Origin of the sequence: Roseateles chitinivorans (assembly GCF_050632235.1) — a bacterium.
Lineage (GTDB): Bacteria > Pseudomonadota > Gammaproteobacteria > Burkholderiales > Burkholderiaceae_C > Roseateles > Roseateles chitinivorans_A.
On record NZ_CP192584.1, the window covers coordinates 4,626,273 to 4,640,092 of the forward strand.

At 70.9% G+C, this 13,820-nt stretch carries 14 protein-coding genes; 4 read left to right on the forward strand and 10 right to left on the reverse strand.

Features of this window, described 5'->3' with window-relative positions; translation table 11 throughout:
* Positions 1-60: 60 nt before the first annotated feature.
* Positions 61-441: a fluoride efflux transporter CrcB gene (crcB, locus tag ACQ859_RS20990; protein WP_431262590.1), complete on the reverse strand. Its 381-nt coding sequence runs from the start codon at positions 439-441 to the stop codon at positions 61-63.
* Complete coding sequence (locus ACQ859_RS20995; RefSeq protein WP_431262591.1) at positions 438-950, reverse strand: molybdenum cofactor biosynthesis protein MoaE; 513 nt, start codon at positions 948-950, stop codon at positions 438-440. Before ACQ859_RS20995 ends, crcB begins: the two co-directional genes overlap by 4 nt.
* Before the next feature lie 132 nt (positions 951-1,082).
* Here ACQ859_RS20995 and ACQ859_RS21000 point away from each other — a divergent pair, with 132 nt between their 5' ends.
* The 4 genes from ACQ859_RS21000 to ACQ859_RS21015 all read left to right on the forward strand — a co-directional run bounded on the left by ACQ859_RS21000 (position 1,083) and on the right by ACQ859_RS21015 (position 4,634).
* Positions 1,083-1,802 (forward strand): type 1 glutamine amidotransferase, encoded by a 720-nt coding sequence (locus ACQ859_RS21000; RefSeq protein ID WP_431266615.1) that lies wholly within the window; start codon positions 1,083-1,085, stop codon positions 1,800-1,802.
* A gap of 147 nt (positions 1,803-1,949) precedes the next feature.
* Positions 1,950-3,098 carry a serine hydrolase domain-containing protein gene (locus tag ACQ859_RS21005; RefSeq protein WP_431262592.1) on the forward strand — a complete coding sequence of 383 codons (1,149 nt, stop codon included), beginning with the start codon at positions 1,950-1,952 and terminating at the stop codon, positions 3,096-3,098.
* A 146-nt stretch (positions 3,099-3,244) separates the two neighbouring features.
* The gene (locus tag ACQ859_RS21010; RefSeq protein ID WP_431262593.1) at positions 3,245-3,754 is read left to right on the forward strand and encodes a hypothetical protein; all 510 of its coding nucleotides are present in this window, start codon (positions 3,245-3,247) and stop codon (positions 3,752-3,754) included.
* Between the two features lie 148 nt (positions 3,755-3,902).
* On the forward strand, positions 3,903-4,634 hold the full coding sequence (locus tag ACQ859_RS21015) for a glutamine amidotransferase (protein ID WP_431262594.1): 732 nt from the start codon (positions 3,903-3,905) through the stop codon (positions 4,632-4,634).
* Here the strand turns inward: ACQ859_RS21015 and ACQ859_RS21020 are convergent.
* The 8 genes from ACQ859_RS21020 to kdpC form a co-directional block, all read right to left on the reverse strand.
* Complete coding sequence (locus ACQ859_RS21020) at positions 4,616-5,758, reverse strand: AAA family ATPase (protein WP_431266616.1); 1,143 nt, start codon at positions 5,756-5,758, stop codon at positions 4,616-4,618. The two genes, ACQ859_RS21015 and ACQ859_RS21020, sit on opposite strands and share 19 nt — an antisense overlap.
* Positions 5,759-5,784: 26 nt before the next feature.
* A complete protein-coding gene (locus ACQ859_RS21025) occupies positions 5,785-6,765 on the reverse strand; it encodes an RNA ligase family protein (protein WP_431262595.1) in 981 nt (326 codons plus the stop codon).
* A 499-nt stretch (positions 6,766-7,264) separates the two neighbouring features.
* Positions 7,265-8,197 carry a TIGR03571 family LLM class oxidoreductase gene (locus ACQ859_RS21030; protein WP_431262596.1) on the reverse strand — a complete coding sequence of 311 codons (933 nt, stop codon included), beginning with the start codon at positions 8,195-8,197 and terminating at the stop codon, positions 7,265-7,267.
* Entirely contained in the window at positions 8,194-8,466 is a 273-nt protein-coding gene (locus ACQ859_RS21035) for a hypothetical protein (protein WP_431262597.1), read from the reverse strand. Before ACQ859_RS21035 ends, ACQ859_RS21030 begins: the two co-directional genes overlap by 4 nt.
* 120 nt (positions 8,467-8,586) lie before the next feature.
* Positions 8,587-9,294, reverse strand: a complete 708-nt coding sequence (gene kdpE / locus ACQ859_RS21040; RefSeq protein ID WP_431262598.1) for a two-component system response regulator KdpE — start codon at positions 9,292-9,294, stop codon at positions 8,587-8,589.
* A gap of 54 nt (positions 9,295-9,348) precedes the next feature.
* Positions 9,349-12,108 (reverse strand): DUF4118 domain-containing protein, encoded by a 2,760-nt coding sequence (locus ACQ859_RS21045; RefSeq protein ID WP_431262599.1) that lies wholly within the window; start codon positions 12,106-12,108, stop codon positions 9,349-9,351.
* 35 nt (positions 12,109-12,143) lie between these two features.
* Complete coding sequence (locus tag ACQ859_RS21050) at positions 12,144-12,998, reverse strand: TorF family putative porin (protein ID WP_431262600.1); 855 nt, start codon at positions 12,996-12,998, stop codon at positions 12,144-12,146.
* A 93-nt stretch (positions 12,999-13,091) separates the two neighbouring features.
* Entirely contained in the window at positions 13,092-13,805 is a 714-nt protein-coding gene (gene kdpC / locus ACQ859_RS21055; RefSeq protein WP_431262601.1) for a potassium-transporting ATPase subunit KdpC, read from the reverse strand.
* Between the last annotated feature and the right edge of the window lie 15 nt (positions 13,806-13,820).

The window sequence follows — 13,820 nt, forward strand, 5'->3', positions numbered from 1 at the left end:
TCACCGGCACGGAGCGGCCGGGGAAGCGGATCGGCGAGTCCGCCATGCCGCTCATTCCGCTCATGCCGACGTCAGCATCTGCATGACCTTGAGCCCCGCGGCGGCGGCGGCCAGCGAGCCCATCACATGTGCCGCCGAGTGCGACAGCGCCATCAGGAATTCGCCGCGCTGCAGCAGCGACAGCGATTCACCGGAGAAGGAAGAAAAGGTCGTGAGCCCGCCGAGGAAGCCGGTGACCAGCAGCAGTTTCAGCATGTCGCTGGGATAACGGCCAAACCATTCCAGCGCCATGCCGATGAGGAAGCCGCCGACGAGGTTGACGGCCAGCGTGCCGAGCGGGAAACCCTGCCACTTCGCGTTCAACATCGACCCCGCGCCCCAGCGCGCGAGCGCGCCTCCCGAGGCTCCGACGGACACCGCCGCCACCTGCATCCAGCTCATCGACCGTTCCCCTCCACGTTGATCCCCCATCGCGCGAGCGCCTCGTCGTCGGCGACACGCGCGTCCACCCAGCGGGCGCCGTCCGGTCCGTGTTCTTTCTTCCAGAACGGCGCCTGCGTCTTCAAGTAATCCATCAGGAACTCGCAGGCCTGGAAGGCCTGGCCGCGATGGCGCGAGCTCACGAGCACCAGCACGATCTGGTCGCGCGGCCGCAGCGCGCCGACGCGATGGACGACGCGGGCGCCACGGATCTCGAAGCGCCGGAAGGCCTCGTCGATCATGGCCTCGATGGCGGCCTCGGTCATGCCGGGATAGTGCTCGAGCTCCATCAGCGACACGGGCGTGCCGTCCGCGCCGTCGCGCACCGTGCCGACGAAGCTCACGACGGCGCCGATGCCGCCGTCTTCCGCGCGCAGCGCCAGCGTCTCGGCGCTGAGGTCGAAGTCAGCGGTCTGGACGGAGACGCGGGGGCGCGCGAGGCGGGCAAGTTCATCGCGACATTCTGGCATCGCCGCGCTTCACGCCCTTGATGGATTCTTGATACCGGAGGGCCGGGTCTTGCCCCGACCTTGATGCGCGTCTCCCTACGCTGGAGGCCTCGCAACAACGGCGCGTGATCCGCGCCCCCTCGCATGAGACCGGTGTTGATCCTTCAACATGAACCCGCACAGGGTCCGGGTTACCTCCTCCAGTGCCTGCGCGCGCACGACGTGCCGGTGCATCTGCTGCGGCCCGACCTGGGCGACACCCTGCCGCGGACGGCGGGCGCGTTCAGCGGCCTGGTGCTGCTGGGCAGCGACCACGGCGTCAACGACGGCACGCCCTGGATCCGGGCGGAGCAGGCATTGCTGATCGATGCGCTGCGGCTCAGCCGGCCCATCCTCGGCCATTGCTTCGGTGCGCAGCAGCTGGCGCGCGCGATGGGTGCCGGCGTGGCCCGGAATCCGCGTCCCGACATCGGCTGGCGCGAGCTGTGGATCACGCCGGCCGCGCGCGGCCTGTTCGGCGGCGAGGACCGGCTGCTGAGCTTCAACTGGCACTACGACAGCTTCCAGATCCCGGCCGGCGCGACACGGACGCTGTTCGGCTCGAACTGCCTGAACAAGGGGTTCGCGCTGGGACCGCACATCGGGCTCCAGAGCCACCTGGAAGTGACCGAGCAGGGCCTGCGCGACTGGTGCGCGCACGGACGCGAGGAACTGCGACGCGGTCGCGGCGTGACGGTGCAGAGCGAGGACGAGATCCTGGCCGCCCTGCCCGAGCGCCTCGCGCGCCTGCGCGGCGCCGCCACCAGCGTCTACCACCATTGGATCGGGCAGTTGGATCGGCCGCCGGTCTTCGGCCGCGCACGGGCGGCGTGAGGTGGCACGAGGTGGCGTGAGGTGGCATGAGGCGGCGGCCCCTGGCGTGCGGCCGCGTGCAGCGATGCAAGGCAGCGTGACTTTCCGCGCCTGCCTGGCCGGTATGCGACGCTGAGACGTCGCCGCCGCGCTTCGGAGTCTTTCGTCATGGCCCAGACCCGCCTCGTCCGTTGGTACCGTCCGCTGGCAGCCATCGCCATCGGCGTGATCGCCGCCATGCTCGTCGCCTGCCAGGCACCGACCTCGACCCCGACGTCCCCCACGGCCTCGACCCCGGCGCCTGGGGCCAATGACGTCGCGTCGCCGCTGGCCGCCTGGGACCAGGACCAGGACAAGACGCTGCAAGGCGTCGTCGTGCTGCGCGACGGACGCGTCGCCGCCGAGCGCTATTACAACGGCGCCACCGCGGCCTCGCTCAACGACATCCGCTCCGCCGGCAAGAGCGTGACCGCGCTGCTGGCGACGATCGCCATGGATCGCGGCGCGATCGCCAGCGCCTCGGACCCGGTGCGCAAGTACTGGCCCGAGGCCGCTCAAGCCGCGCTTGGCGCGGCGACGATCGACGACCTGCTGACGATGCGTTCCGGCCTCGCGGCGGACGACGAAGACCCCGCCTCGCCCGGCACCGAGGACCGCATGGACGAGTCGGCGGACCCCGTCGCCTTCCTGCTCTCGACGCCGCGCAAGGACGCGCCGGGAGCGACCTACCGCTACAACTCGCTGACGGCCTATGCCGCCGGCATCGTCGTCGGCAAGGCGACCGGTGCGGACCTGGGCGACTTCGCCGGCCGGGCCCTGTTCGAGCCGCTCGGCATCACCGCCTGGCGCTGGAACAAGGACGGGGCCGGCCACACCAAGGGCCAGGGCAACCTGTGGCTGAGCACGCGATCGCTGGCGACGATCGGCGAGATGGTGCGTTGCGGCGGCGAGTACCGCGGACGCCGCATCGTCAGCGCCGGCGGCATCGAGGCGATGCTGCGCCCCCGCGTGCCGATCGCCGCCACGGATCCCTCTGCCGACGAGTACGGGCGGCTCTGGTATTTCAAGTCGCTGCCGGTCGACGACTTCCGCGTGCCGGTCTGGTTCGCGTCCGGCAACGGCGGCAACAAGATCTACGTCGTCCCCAGCCTCCGCATGGTCGTCGCGATCACCTCGCAGGCCTATGGCCGGGGCTACGGCCAACGGCGCTCGCAGGAGATCCTGACCCGCCTGCTGCGCGACGCGATCGCGCACCCGGCGCCCCGCGGGATCGACAGCGGGCCACCCGGCCTGCTGGCCCCGCATTGCGGGCGCTGACGGATCCTGGGATGAATCCGGGAAATCCCACCCCCGCCCCTCCCCCATCCGACCGATGCGCGCGCCCCGGCCCACCCCCTAACGTGCCTGGAGGGGCGCGCCGCGCTCCAGCCCGCCGCGGCAACGCGGCCCAGCAAGGAGCACGCATGTTCGGTCTGACCCTTCTTGGCGCCGTGCATACGGCGTTCGCGCTCGTCGCCCTCGTGGCCGGCTACGCCCTGATCGTCCGCACCGGCCGCATCGACGGCCAGTCGACCCTCGGCCGCACCTACCTGTGGTGCACCGTCGCCACCTGCCTGACGGCCTTCGGCATCTTCCGCCACGGCGGCTTCAACATCGCGCACGTGCTGGCGATCGTCACGCTCGTCGCGCTGGCCATCGCCGTCGCGGCCCATCGGACGCGTTTCCTCGGCGGCCTCTCGCCGTACGCGGAAACTCTGGGCTACAGCTTCACGCTGTTCTGCCACATGATCCCCGGCCTGAACGAGACCTTCACCCGCGTGCCCGTCGGCGCTCCGCTGTTCACCGGCCCCGACGACCCGGCGCTGCAGAAGGCGATCGGCGTCGTGTTCCTGCTCTTCCTGATCCTCATGGCCGTGCAGGCCTGGCGCATCCGCAAGGGGTCGGCGTCGGGACGGCTGCCTCATCCTGCCTGAGCCGGCTTGAGTCGGCTTGAGCCGGTCCGATGCTGGACGATGGGATGCGTCGATTGGACGATCGGATGCGTCCGTATCGGCAACGGGCGTGGCGGACGCCGATACTGCGCGGGTTCCCACCCGCTCGCGCGCCCGACGCGCCCCGCCGATGCCCACGCCCAAGACCGTCCTCGCCGTACGCCACCTGGCTTTCGAAGACCTCGGCCTGCTGCGGCCCGTGCTGGCGGAGCGCGGCGTCGATCGCTTCATCACGCTGGACGCCGGCGTCGACGACCTGCGCGACGTGGACCTCGAGGCGGTCGATCTGCTGGTCGTGCTCGGCGGCCCGATCGGCGCGTACGACGATGCGCTCTATCCGTATCTGAACGACGAGCTCGCGCTCATCCGCCGCCGCCTCGTGTCGCGTCGGCCGCTGCTGGGCGTCTGTCTCGGCGCGCAGTTGATGGCGCGGGCGCTCGGTGCCGCCGTGCGGCCGATGGCGCACGGCAAGAAGGAGATCGGCTTCGCGCCGCTCACGCTCACCGGCGCTGGCCGCGACTCCGCGCTGGCGCCGCTCGCTGGCGGGCAGCCAGTGCTGCATTGGCACGGCGACCAGTTCGAGATCCCCGACGGCGCCACGACGCTCGCAACGACGCCGCTCTGCCCGAACCAGGCCTTCGCGATCGACGGCTTCGCGCTCGCGCTCCAGTTCCACCTGGAGAGCGACCCCGCGCGCCTGGAGCAGTGGCTGATCGGCCACTCGGGCGAACTCGCGCAGGCCCGCGTGCCGCTCGACACGCTGCGCCGCGACGCCGCCGCGCACGGCGCGGGGCTGCGTGCGGCGCTGGGCGCGGTCGTCGACCGCTGGATGGCGGGCTGGCCTCAATCCGCCGGGCAGTAACGCACCGTGTGCGCCTCCGTCGGCACCGGCAGTTCCCACTTGCGCAGCATCCCTTGCAGCGCGCTGTTGGACAAGGACGTGTCGCGCCGGTCGTTGCGACGCAGCAGCTCCGCGCGCGGACGCTCCAGGTAGACGATCTCCACCTCCGCGCCGTAGGCGAAGAGCAGGTCCAGCGTCTTGTCCCGCATCTGCTGGCTCAGGTGGGTCGCGTTCCACACGAACGGTGCGCGCTCGCGCAGCAGCGCCTTCGCCTTGTCCACCGCCGCGTGCGCGACCTTGCCTTCGTTCTGCCCGTGCCTGAGTCCGAGCGCCGCGCGGGCATCGTCGAAGGACACCACCGGTTGATCGCGCCGATGCGCCGCCACCCACGTGTCCTTGCCTGACGCGGGCAGGCCGCACATCACCGTCACGCGGGCGCCGGGCTCCTGGAACAGCGCGTAGTCGGGATGCACGTCCGCGCCGCGGAAGTAGCTGACCCGCGTGTGCGCGTCCGCGAACGCCCGCGGCTGGCCGTAGCAGCCCTCCTCCCGCGCCAGTTCCCGGAACAGCTCGATGTGATCGAGCACCCGGTCGCGGTCCTGGCAGACGCGGCCGCGCATGTCCGCCTCGGCCAGCGCCGCCAGCAGCGGCAGGCTCAGCCGGCAGGACAGCTCGCGCACGATGAACTCGGGCGACAGGCCGCGCTTCGAATCGGCCAGCGCGAAGAACGGCACCTGGTGCACGGCGATCAGACGGCACACGGCCTCGCGCTGCTCGAACGGTATGCCGGCATCCCACAGCAGCACGCGCGCGTCGATCGCGCCCATGCGGGAGTGGCCCGGCTGGCCGATGGCGCCGGTCACCGGATCGATCACCGTCGTCGCGTGCTTGGACACGTCGTGGAGCAGCGCGGCCAGGAACAGCACCGCCTGGTCGGCGCGGCTCGCGGCCTGATAGTCAGGCAAGGCGAGCAGTTCCTCGATCACCATCATCGTGTGCGTCCAGACGTCACCCTCGGCGTGATAACGCGGATCCTGCGGCGTGGTCTTCGCCAGTTCCAGCACCGGGAACGCGGCCAGGCAGGCCGCGAAGTCCGCGGACCGGCCCGCTTCGGGCACCAGGGCCTGGATGTCTTTCCATTGCATGTTCATGGTTCTCTCCTCCGTCCTCTTCAGGGACATCGGTGGTCGTGATCGCCGCGTGGGGCGTCGCGTCGGGCATCTCGTCGGGCATCGCGTGACGCATCGCGCCCCGCCTCGCGTGACGCGCCACGCGACGCCGCCAATGCCTTCAACGCCGTCAGCGACGTGATCGTCTCCAGGCCGAGATCGCTCCACGTCACCGTGGGCCGCTCGGCGAAGAGATCCGCGCCCGGCGCCAGCGCGTTCGGCAGGATCGGCCGGCGGGCATGGTGGCTCTCGCTGTCGAGGATGGTCTGCGTGAAGGACGGCCTCACCAGCTTGAACCGGCCGAGCACCTGCTCGTCGTCCTCGACCTTCAGGTAGAGGCCTTCGGACTGGTCGGCCTTGTCGGTCTGCTTCCAGCACAGGTCCAGCGGCAGCGATTCGCGCCGCGTCGCGGCCTCGAAGGCCTCGCGCCACCCGGTCGACTTCGCCAGCGAGCGCGCCACCAACGCCCAGAGCAGCTTCGGATCGGTCGGCATCGGTCCCGCGTAGAGCACGGGCACCGGCAACACCGGCGAGCCCGCGAGCAGCGCCTGGCGACGCGGCGTCGACAGGAAGCGCGCGGTCACGCGGTCGTAGACGTCGAACTCGTTGAAGTAATGCGGCAGCCGGTCGTACCAGACGCTGTGCTTGGCGTAGGCCCACTCGCCGTAGAGGACGTAGCGGTCCTCGAGGCGCTCGATCAGCCGATGCTCGTGCGCCAGCGCCCAGATCTTCATCGGGTTGAACTGGCGCTCGCCGAACCCGCCGATCAGGTAGTGGCCGCGCGATTGCAGCAGCAGGTCGCCGCCGTCGCTGAACGAGAGGCCGGCATTGGCGCCGTCGAGTTTCTCCTCGATGACGACGTGACAGCCGTCGAGCGCCGCGAGCGGCATCTGGTCATGGGCGGAGTCGCCCGCCTGCAGGCGGCTGCCCGCGAGGTGCGCCGTGCGCGGATAGCGCAGCAGCGGCAGGGATTGCAAATGCATGAGGTCCGTCACCCGCCGCGTTGTTGGCGCGGGCGGGTCCTGGTGGAGTCAGGGAACCGACGGACGTGTCGCAGGCGCGGTCGAGTCGCCGCCGGTCCGAGGGACCGGGCGGAGTCGCTGGGGGAAGTCGCGGGAGGTGTCGTGCGCCACCGGCCTCATGGCAGGCGTCGGGGGCGTCAGGAACCGGTGCCGCAGCCTTCGCGGGCGCAGACGGCGCCGACACGATGCTGCAGGGAAGCAGTCGTCGGCAATCAGCAGTGGATGGACGTACGGGTCTTCATCGGGGCACCTCCGGACAGGAAAGAGGTTGGAGCGCGCGGACGGAGCCGTCCGGCGTGGGCGCGATTCTTCCATCGCGGCTTCGACAGCGTCAACCCATGAGGAACGGCACTGATGCCTCGATCCGACACCCGGACAGGGGACGCGCCGCCCGGTGCCACGCCACAACACGTCGGCGACACGACGAGATGCGATGCAACGCCCGACGCGGCGCCCCGGTTCAATCGTTGTCCGCGAGTCGCGTCAACACGTCCTCGCCCAACTCCTCGATCACCTCGCGTGCCGGCCGTCCTCGTCCGAGGTTGAACAGCACATGGGCCACGCCCATCGCCTGCAGGCGACGCAGGTAGGCGATGAGCGCGTGGCGTCCTGTGCGCAGGCCCAGTTCGAGCGGCTCCGACGCGGCGGCCGGATCGGCGAGCAGTTCGAGCTGCACCGACTGCACGAACGGTTTCGCGCCGACGCCCTTCTGTTCGAGCGCGCGCTGCCACAGCTCGATGCGGCCTTCCTGCCGCGCCTCCTCGCGGTGGTAGGTCGCCCACGCATCGGCATGCGTCGCGGTCCACTGCAGCGACTGCCGGGCCGAACCCACGACGATCATCGGGATGCGCCGCGACGGCGCCGGCAGGACGGGGAAGCCCCCGGTCGCCTCGATCACCGCGGCACGTTCGTCGGCGTCGGGCGACAGCGCCGCGCGCACGATCGCCCAGCGGCTGCGGAAGGTCTCCGCGCGATGGTCCAGGTCTTCGCCGAAGGCCGCGAACTCTGCGGGCCGGTCCCCCGATCCCATGCCGAGGATGAAGCGCCCGCCGCTGAGCCGGTCCAGCGACAGCGCGGCCTTCGCCACATGCAGCGGATGCCGCAACGGCAGCACGATGGCGGCGGTGCCGACGGCGATCTCGCGCGTCGCACCGGCCAGGGCGCCCAGCCACAGGAAAGGATCATCGAGCGCGCTGGCGGTGTTGTCGCTGCCCTGCGGCACCATCAACGGAACGTCGCGCGTCCACAGCGCCGCGAAACCGAGCCGGTCCGCGAGCGCGGCCAGCTCGAGCGCCTCGCCGACGTCGGCCATCCGATCGGGCCGGACCTCGGCGGACGTCGCGGGCGTCATCAGCCCGACCGTGAGCCGGCCGGGCTGGAAGACCGGTCTCACTTGGTCTTCTGCTGCACCACCTTCGCGTAGTCCGCCTGCAGCTTGGTCATGAAGTCGGTGGTGACGCGGAACTGCTGCTCGTGGAAGTCGATCAGCTTCTGGAACTGGTCGGCGGCGACCTCGAAGGGCGCGCCTCCGGCACGCATCGATTCCAGGATCGCCTTCTGCGAGGCGAGCACCGTGCTCCACGCGGCGTAGTTCTGTTCGAACGCCTTCTTCGACTGTTCGAAGAAGGTCTTGGCGAGTTCGACCTGGGCCTGCTGAATCATGAGATGTCTCCTTGTTGAGCGGTGTCGACCGGAGGGGTCGGGTCGGCGCCCCGATGCGGGCGTGCGGCCAATGCTACAGGCCATGCGGACATCGTGCGCGGGACACGGGCATGGCGCCGGTCAGGGCATCAGCCGATACCCCACCCCGGTCTCCGTCAGCAGGTGCTTCGGACTGGCCGGTTCGGCCTCGAGCTTCTGGCGCAGGTTGCCCATGTAGACGCGCAGGTAATGGTTCTGCTCGACCTGCGACGGCCCCCACACCGCCTTCAGCAACTGGCGGTGCGTCAACACCTTGCCGGCGTTGCCGATCAGGTGGCTGAGCAGGCGGTACTCGATCGGCGTGAGGTGCACGTCCTCGCCGGCACGGCGCACGCGGCGCGCGGCCAGGTCGATCTCGACGTCGCCGAAGCGGAAGACCGGATCCTGCTGCTCGCTCGCCCGTGCCTGGTTGCGGCGCAGCGCGACGCGCACCCGCGCCATCAGCTCGCCGACGCCGAAGGGCTTGCTCAGATAGTCGTCGGCGCCGTGGTCGAGGGCCGTGATCTTGTCGTCCTCGGCACCGCGCGCCGACAGCACGATCACCGGCACCGCCGACCACGCGCGCAGGTCGCGCAGGAAATCCTGGCCGTCGCCGTCGGGCAGGCCCAGGTCGAGGATGACCAGGTCCGGCCGCCGCGTGCCCGCGTCGATCAGGCCCTGGCGCAGCGTGCCGGTCTCGTGCACGGACCAGCCCTCGCCTTCCAGGGCCAGGCGCACGAAGCGGCGGATGTTGGGCTCGTCCTCGACGATCAGCGCGACGGGGGCGACGCTTGTCTGCAGCTCGGTCACGGTTGGCTCACGGTTGACTCAAGGTTGACGCACGATGGACGGAAGGCTGGACGCTCACGGGTGGAATTCGCCGTCTTCATCGAAGGCCGGCAGCGCCGGCGGCTCGCCCAGCGGCAGCGCCAGGCTGAAGCGCGCGCCACCCTGCGGCGTCGCGCGCTCGGCCCAGATGCGGCCGCCGTGCGCCTGCATGATGGCACGGCAGATCGCCAGGCCCAGGCCCACGCCGGGCAGGTGCGACTCGCTGTGGCCGCGCGTGAATTTCTCGAACAGCGCCTCCTCGCGGCCCGGCGGCAGACCGGGGCCGTTGTCCTCGACGGACAGGCGCATCTCGCCGGAACCGCTCGCACCATTCGCTCCGTGCGTCCGCGCGATCACGCGGATCTCGCTCCCAGGCGGCGTGTACTTCGCGGCGTTCTCCAGCAGATTGGCCAGCACGCGCTCGACAAGCACCGCGTCCAGCTCCACCAGCGGCAGCGTTGCCGGCACGTCCAGCACCACGCGGTGCCGCGCCAGCGCCGGGCCCATCAGCTGCAGGCTGCTGCCGATGACCTCGTCCACCGGCTGCCACTGGCGGTTGAGCTTGAGCGCGCCGCTCTGCAGCCGCGCCATGTCGAGCAGGTTGTGGACCATCGCGTTGATGCGCAGCGACTGCTGCTCGATCGCGTGCGCGGTCTCGGCCGCATCGGGATCGAGCGGGCGCTTCGTCAGGGTCTCGGCCAGGCCCTGCAGCGCGGCCAGCGGCGTGCGCAGGTCATGCGACAGCGCCGACAACAGCGAATTTCGCAGCCGCTCCGACTCGATCTGCAGCAACGCCTGCTGTGCGACCTCGACGTAGTGCACGCGCTCCAGCGCCTGCCCCGCGATGCGCGCAGCGGTCTCCAGCTGCGCGCGGCGCTCCGGCAGCATCAGCGTCTGCGCGTCGCCGGGCCGCAGCGCGAGCACGCCGCGCGTGCGCATCGGCGCGCGCAGCGGCAGGTAGAACCATTGGCTGCCCGGCAGCGTGTCGGTGCCCAGGCCCGCGGCCTGCTCGTGATCCAGCGCCCAGCGCGCGGTGCCGGCATCGGACCGATCACCGATCGACAGCGTCTGCTCCGTCGGCGACGGCTGCAGCCGGTCGTCGTCGTCCAGCACATGCAGCAGCGCCCGTCCGCCGAACTGCTGCGCCAGCTGCAGCTCCGCCGTCGCGATGACCTGCTCGGTCTGCAGCGCGCCGGCCAGCTCGCGGGTGAGCTCGAAGAGTCCGCGCGCCCTCGCCTCGCGCTCCGACGACACGCGCGCCTCGTAGCGCAGCCCCGCCGTCAGCTGGCCGGTGATCAGGCCGACCGCCAGCATCACGACGAAGGTGATCACGTATTGCACGTCGCTGACCGCGAGGCTCAGCCGCGGCGCGACGAAGAGGAAGTCGAACAGCGCGACGCTGAGGAAACTCGCCAGCACGGCCGGTCCGCGCCCCCAGCGCATGGCCACGCCCATCACGCCGAGCAGGAACAGCATGACGATGTTGTCGTTGGCGATGCGATGCGACAGCGGCCAGCAGACCCCGGCCACGCCCACGCAGGCCAGCGTCGCCCAGAGGTAGCGGCGCGGCGCTGCCCCGAAGGTCGGGCCGGGATCGTCCTCGCTGCTGCGCTGCGTCGCGGAAGCGCCGACCTGGATCAGGTCCAGCTCCGGTGCCGCGCGCCCCAGGTGCGCCGCGAGGTCACGGCTGCCCCAGCGGCGCAACGACGAGGACGAGGGTGGCGCGCCCCGGCCCATCAGCAGCTTGGACAGGTTGTGCTCGCGCGCGTAGTCGGCCAGCGCCTGCGCCGGGTCCTGCGCGGACAGCACCGCCGTCGTCGCGCCGAGGTCCTGCGCCAGCCGCACCACGCGCAGGCTGCGCTCGCGCCGCGCGTCGGACAGGCGATGCAACGCCGGCGTCTCGACGTAGACCGCGTGCCAGCTCACCGCCAGCTGCTGCGCCAGTTGCGCGGCGCTGCGCACGATGGATTCGGCCTCGTCGCCGGGGCCGATCGCGCAGAGGATGGCGGCCTCGGTCTTCCACACCGGCGCGATGCGCTCGTTGCTGCGCCAGGCCTGCACGTCGTCCTCGACGCGGTCGGCCGTGCGGCGCAGCGCGAGTTCGCGCAGCGCCATCAGGTTGCCCTTGCGGAAGAAATGCTGGCCGGCGCGTTCGGCCTGCGCGCCCTGGTAGACCTTGCCGGCCTTGAGCCGGGCGAGCAGCTCGTCGGCCGGCGTGTCGACCAGCACGACCTCGTCGGCGCGGTCGAAGAAGGTGTCGGGCAGCGTCTCCTGCACCCGCACGCCGGTGATGCCGCCGACGACGTCGTTGAGGCTCTCCAGGTGCTGGACGTTGACGGTCGTGTAGACGCTGATGCCGTTGGCGAGCAGCTCCTCGACGTCCTGCCAGCGCTTGGGATGCCGCGAGCCGGCGACGTTGGAATGCGCCAGCTCGTCGACCAGGATCAGCGCGTCCGGCTGATCGCGCAGGCGCTCGAGCGCGCCGTCGAGGTCGAACTCCGGCAGCGCCCGGCCACGGTGGTCGACCTGCCGCATCGGCAGACGAGGCAGCGGCGGCACGCCGTCCAGCAGCGCGGCGGTGTCGGCGCGCCCGTGCGTCTCGACGACGCCGATCAGCGGCGTGCGGCCCTGGTCCGCCAGATGGCGGGCGGCCTGCAGCATCGCGAAGGTCTTGCCCACGCCCGCCGACGCGCCGAAGTAGATGCGCAGCCGGCCGCGCGACTGCGCCGCCTCCTGCTGACGGATCTGCGCCAGCAGGTTGTCGGGGTCAGGTCTTTCGTCAGCGGCGCTCGGCATCCGGCGATTCTCTCCCTGTCAGGGCCGAGGGAACATCAGAACGTCTTGGAGACGCTCAGGACGACGCCGACATCGCCCAGGCGTTTCGCCCGCGCCGCGGCGGAGTCGCCCGCCTGATACAGCGTCTTGTCCGCGTCGGTGCCGACGACGGCCAGGCCCAGCGTCAGTCCGCCGAGATCCTTCAGCTCCCTGGTCACGGACAGCTTCCAGTCGGTGTAGGACAGGTCACCGTACTTGCGCACCCACAGATGCCCGACGTGGACGCCGGCGTTGAAGCCCTGCCCCAGCTCGAAGCCGTAGTTCAGGTCCAGGTAGGCCGTGCCCTTGGACGAGCCCTTGGCCGGCAGCGCGTTGAAGTAGGCGTAGCCGGCGGTCTCGCTGTCCAGGCCGAAGTAGTCGGTCGCGGCGACCGACAGCTTGGCCGAGAACGCGCCCGCCGTGACGGCGGCGTAGAGGTCGACGTTGTCGTACTTGTTGGACGTCGGCTGACCCGGCGCGGCGTTCAGGCGTGCGCCGGGATAGACGTAGGCCAGTGCGCCGACATCCAGGGTGATGGCATCGGTCACCGGCAGCTTGTAGCCGCCGTAGAGGTCCCACTCCATGCCGGCGCCGTTGTTGTAGCTGTTGCCCGAGACGTTGGACGCCCAGGTGCCCAGGTACAGGCCACCGGCGTGGCTGTAGTCGAAGCCGGCCTGTACGGCCGGGCGCTTCCACGTCTGGCTGATGCCGCGGAAACGGTAGTCGCTGACGAAGGCGACGTTGCCGGTGAAGGTGTGCTCGGGCGTCGCTGCCGGCGCAGGCACGGCGGCCGACGCCTCGCCTTCGGCACGCGCGGCGGCGTGCAGGAAGCAGGACGAGATCAGGAACAGCGAGAGAAGGCGTGTTTTCATACAGGTGAAGACGACAGAAAGCACGCAGGCGGCCGGCCTCGGCCAAGAGCCCCTGCGCAGGAGAAGTGGAAAAGACGGGGGCGGGGTCGCCGCTCAGGCCGTCGGGACCGAGGCAGGCGTGACGGCGGGCGTGACGGCGGGCGTGACGGCGGGCGTGACGACAGGCGCCGCGGCGGGCTCGGCGGCCTTCTGCCCCGGCACCTTGTCCAGCGTCAGGTTGAGCTTGAGCACGTTCACGCGCGGCTCGCCCAGCACGGCGAGGTCGCGGGCCTCGGTGTTGGCCTGGATCAGGCGCTGCACGGCCTCGACCGGCAGACCGCGCTCGCGGGCCACGCGAGCGGCCTGGTAGCGCGCCGCGGCCATGCTGATGTGCGGATCCAGGCCGCTGGCCGAGGCACTGACGAGGTCGACCGGCACCGGCGCGGTGTTGCCCGGATCGGCGGCCTTGAGGGCCTCGATGCGGCCCTTCACCGCGTCGACCAGTGCCGGGTTGGTCGGACCCTCGTTGGAGCCGCTGGAGCCGGTGGCGTTGTTGGCCATCGGACCGGTGGCCGACGGACGTCCCCAGAAGTAGCGCGGCGACGAGAAGTTCTGGCCGATCAGCTCGGAGCCCACGACCTTGCCGTCGTGCAGGATGAGGCTGCCCTCGGCCTGGAACGGGAACATGGTCTTGGCGACGCCGGTCACCAGCGCCGGGTACAGCAGGCCGGTGACGGCGCTCAGCAGCACGAAGCCGACGAGCGCGGGGCGCAACATGCGCAGCGGCGAATGTGACGACGAATGGGAAGTGGATGGCGTGGTTGTCATGAGGGATGTCTCCGC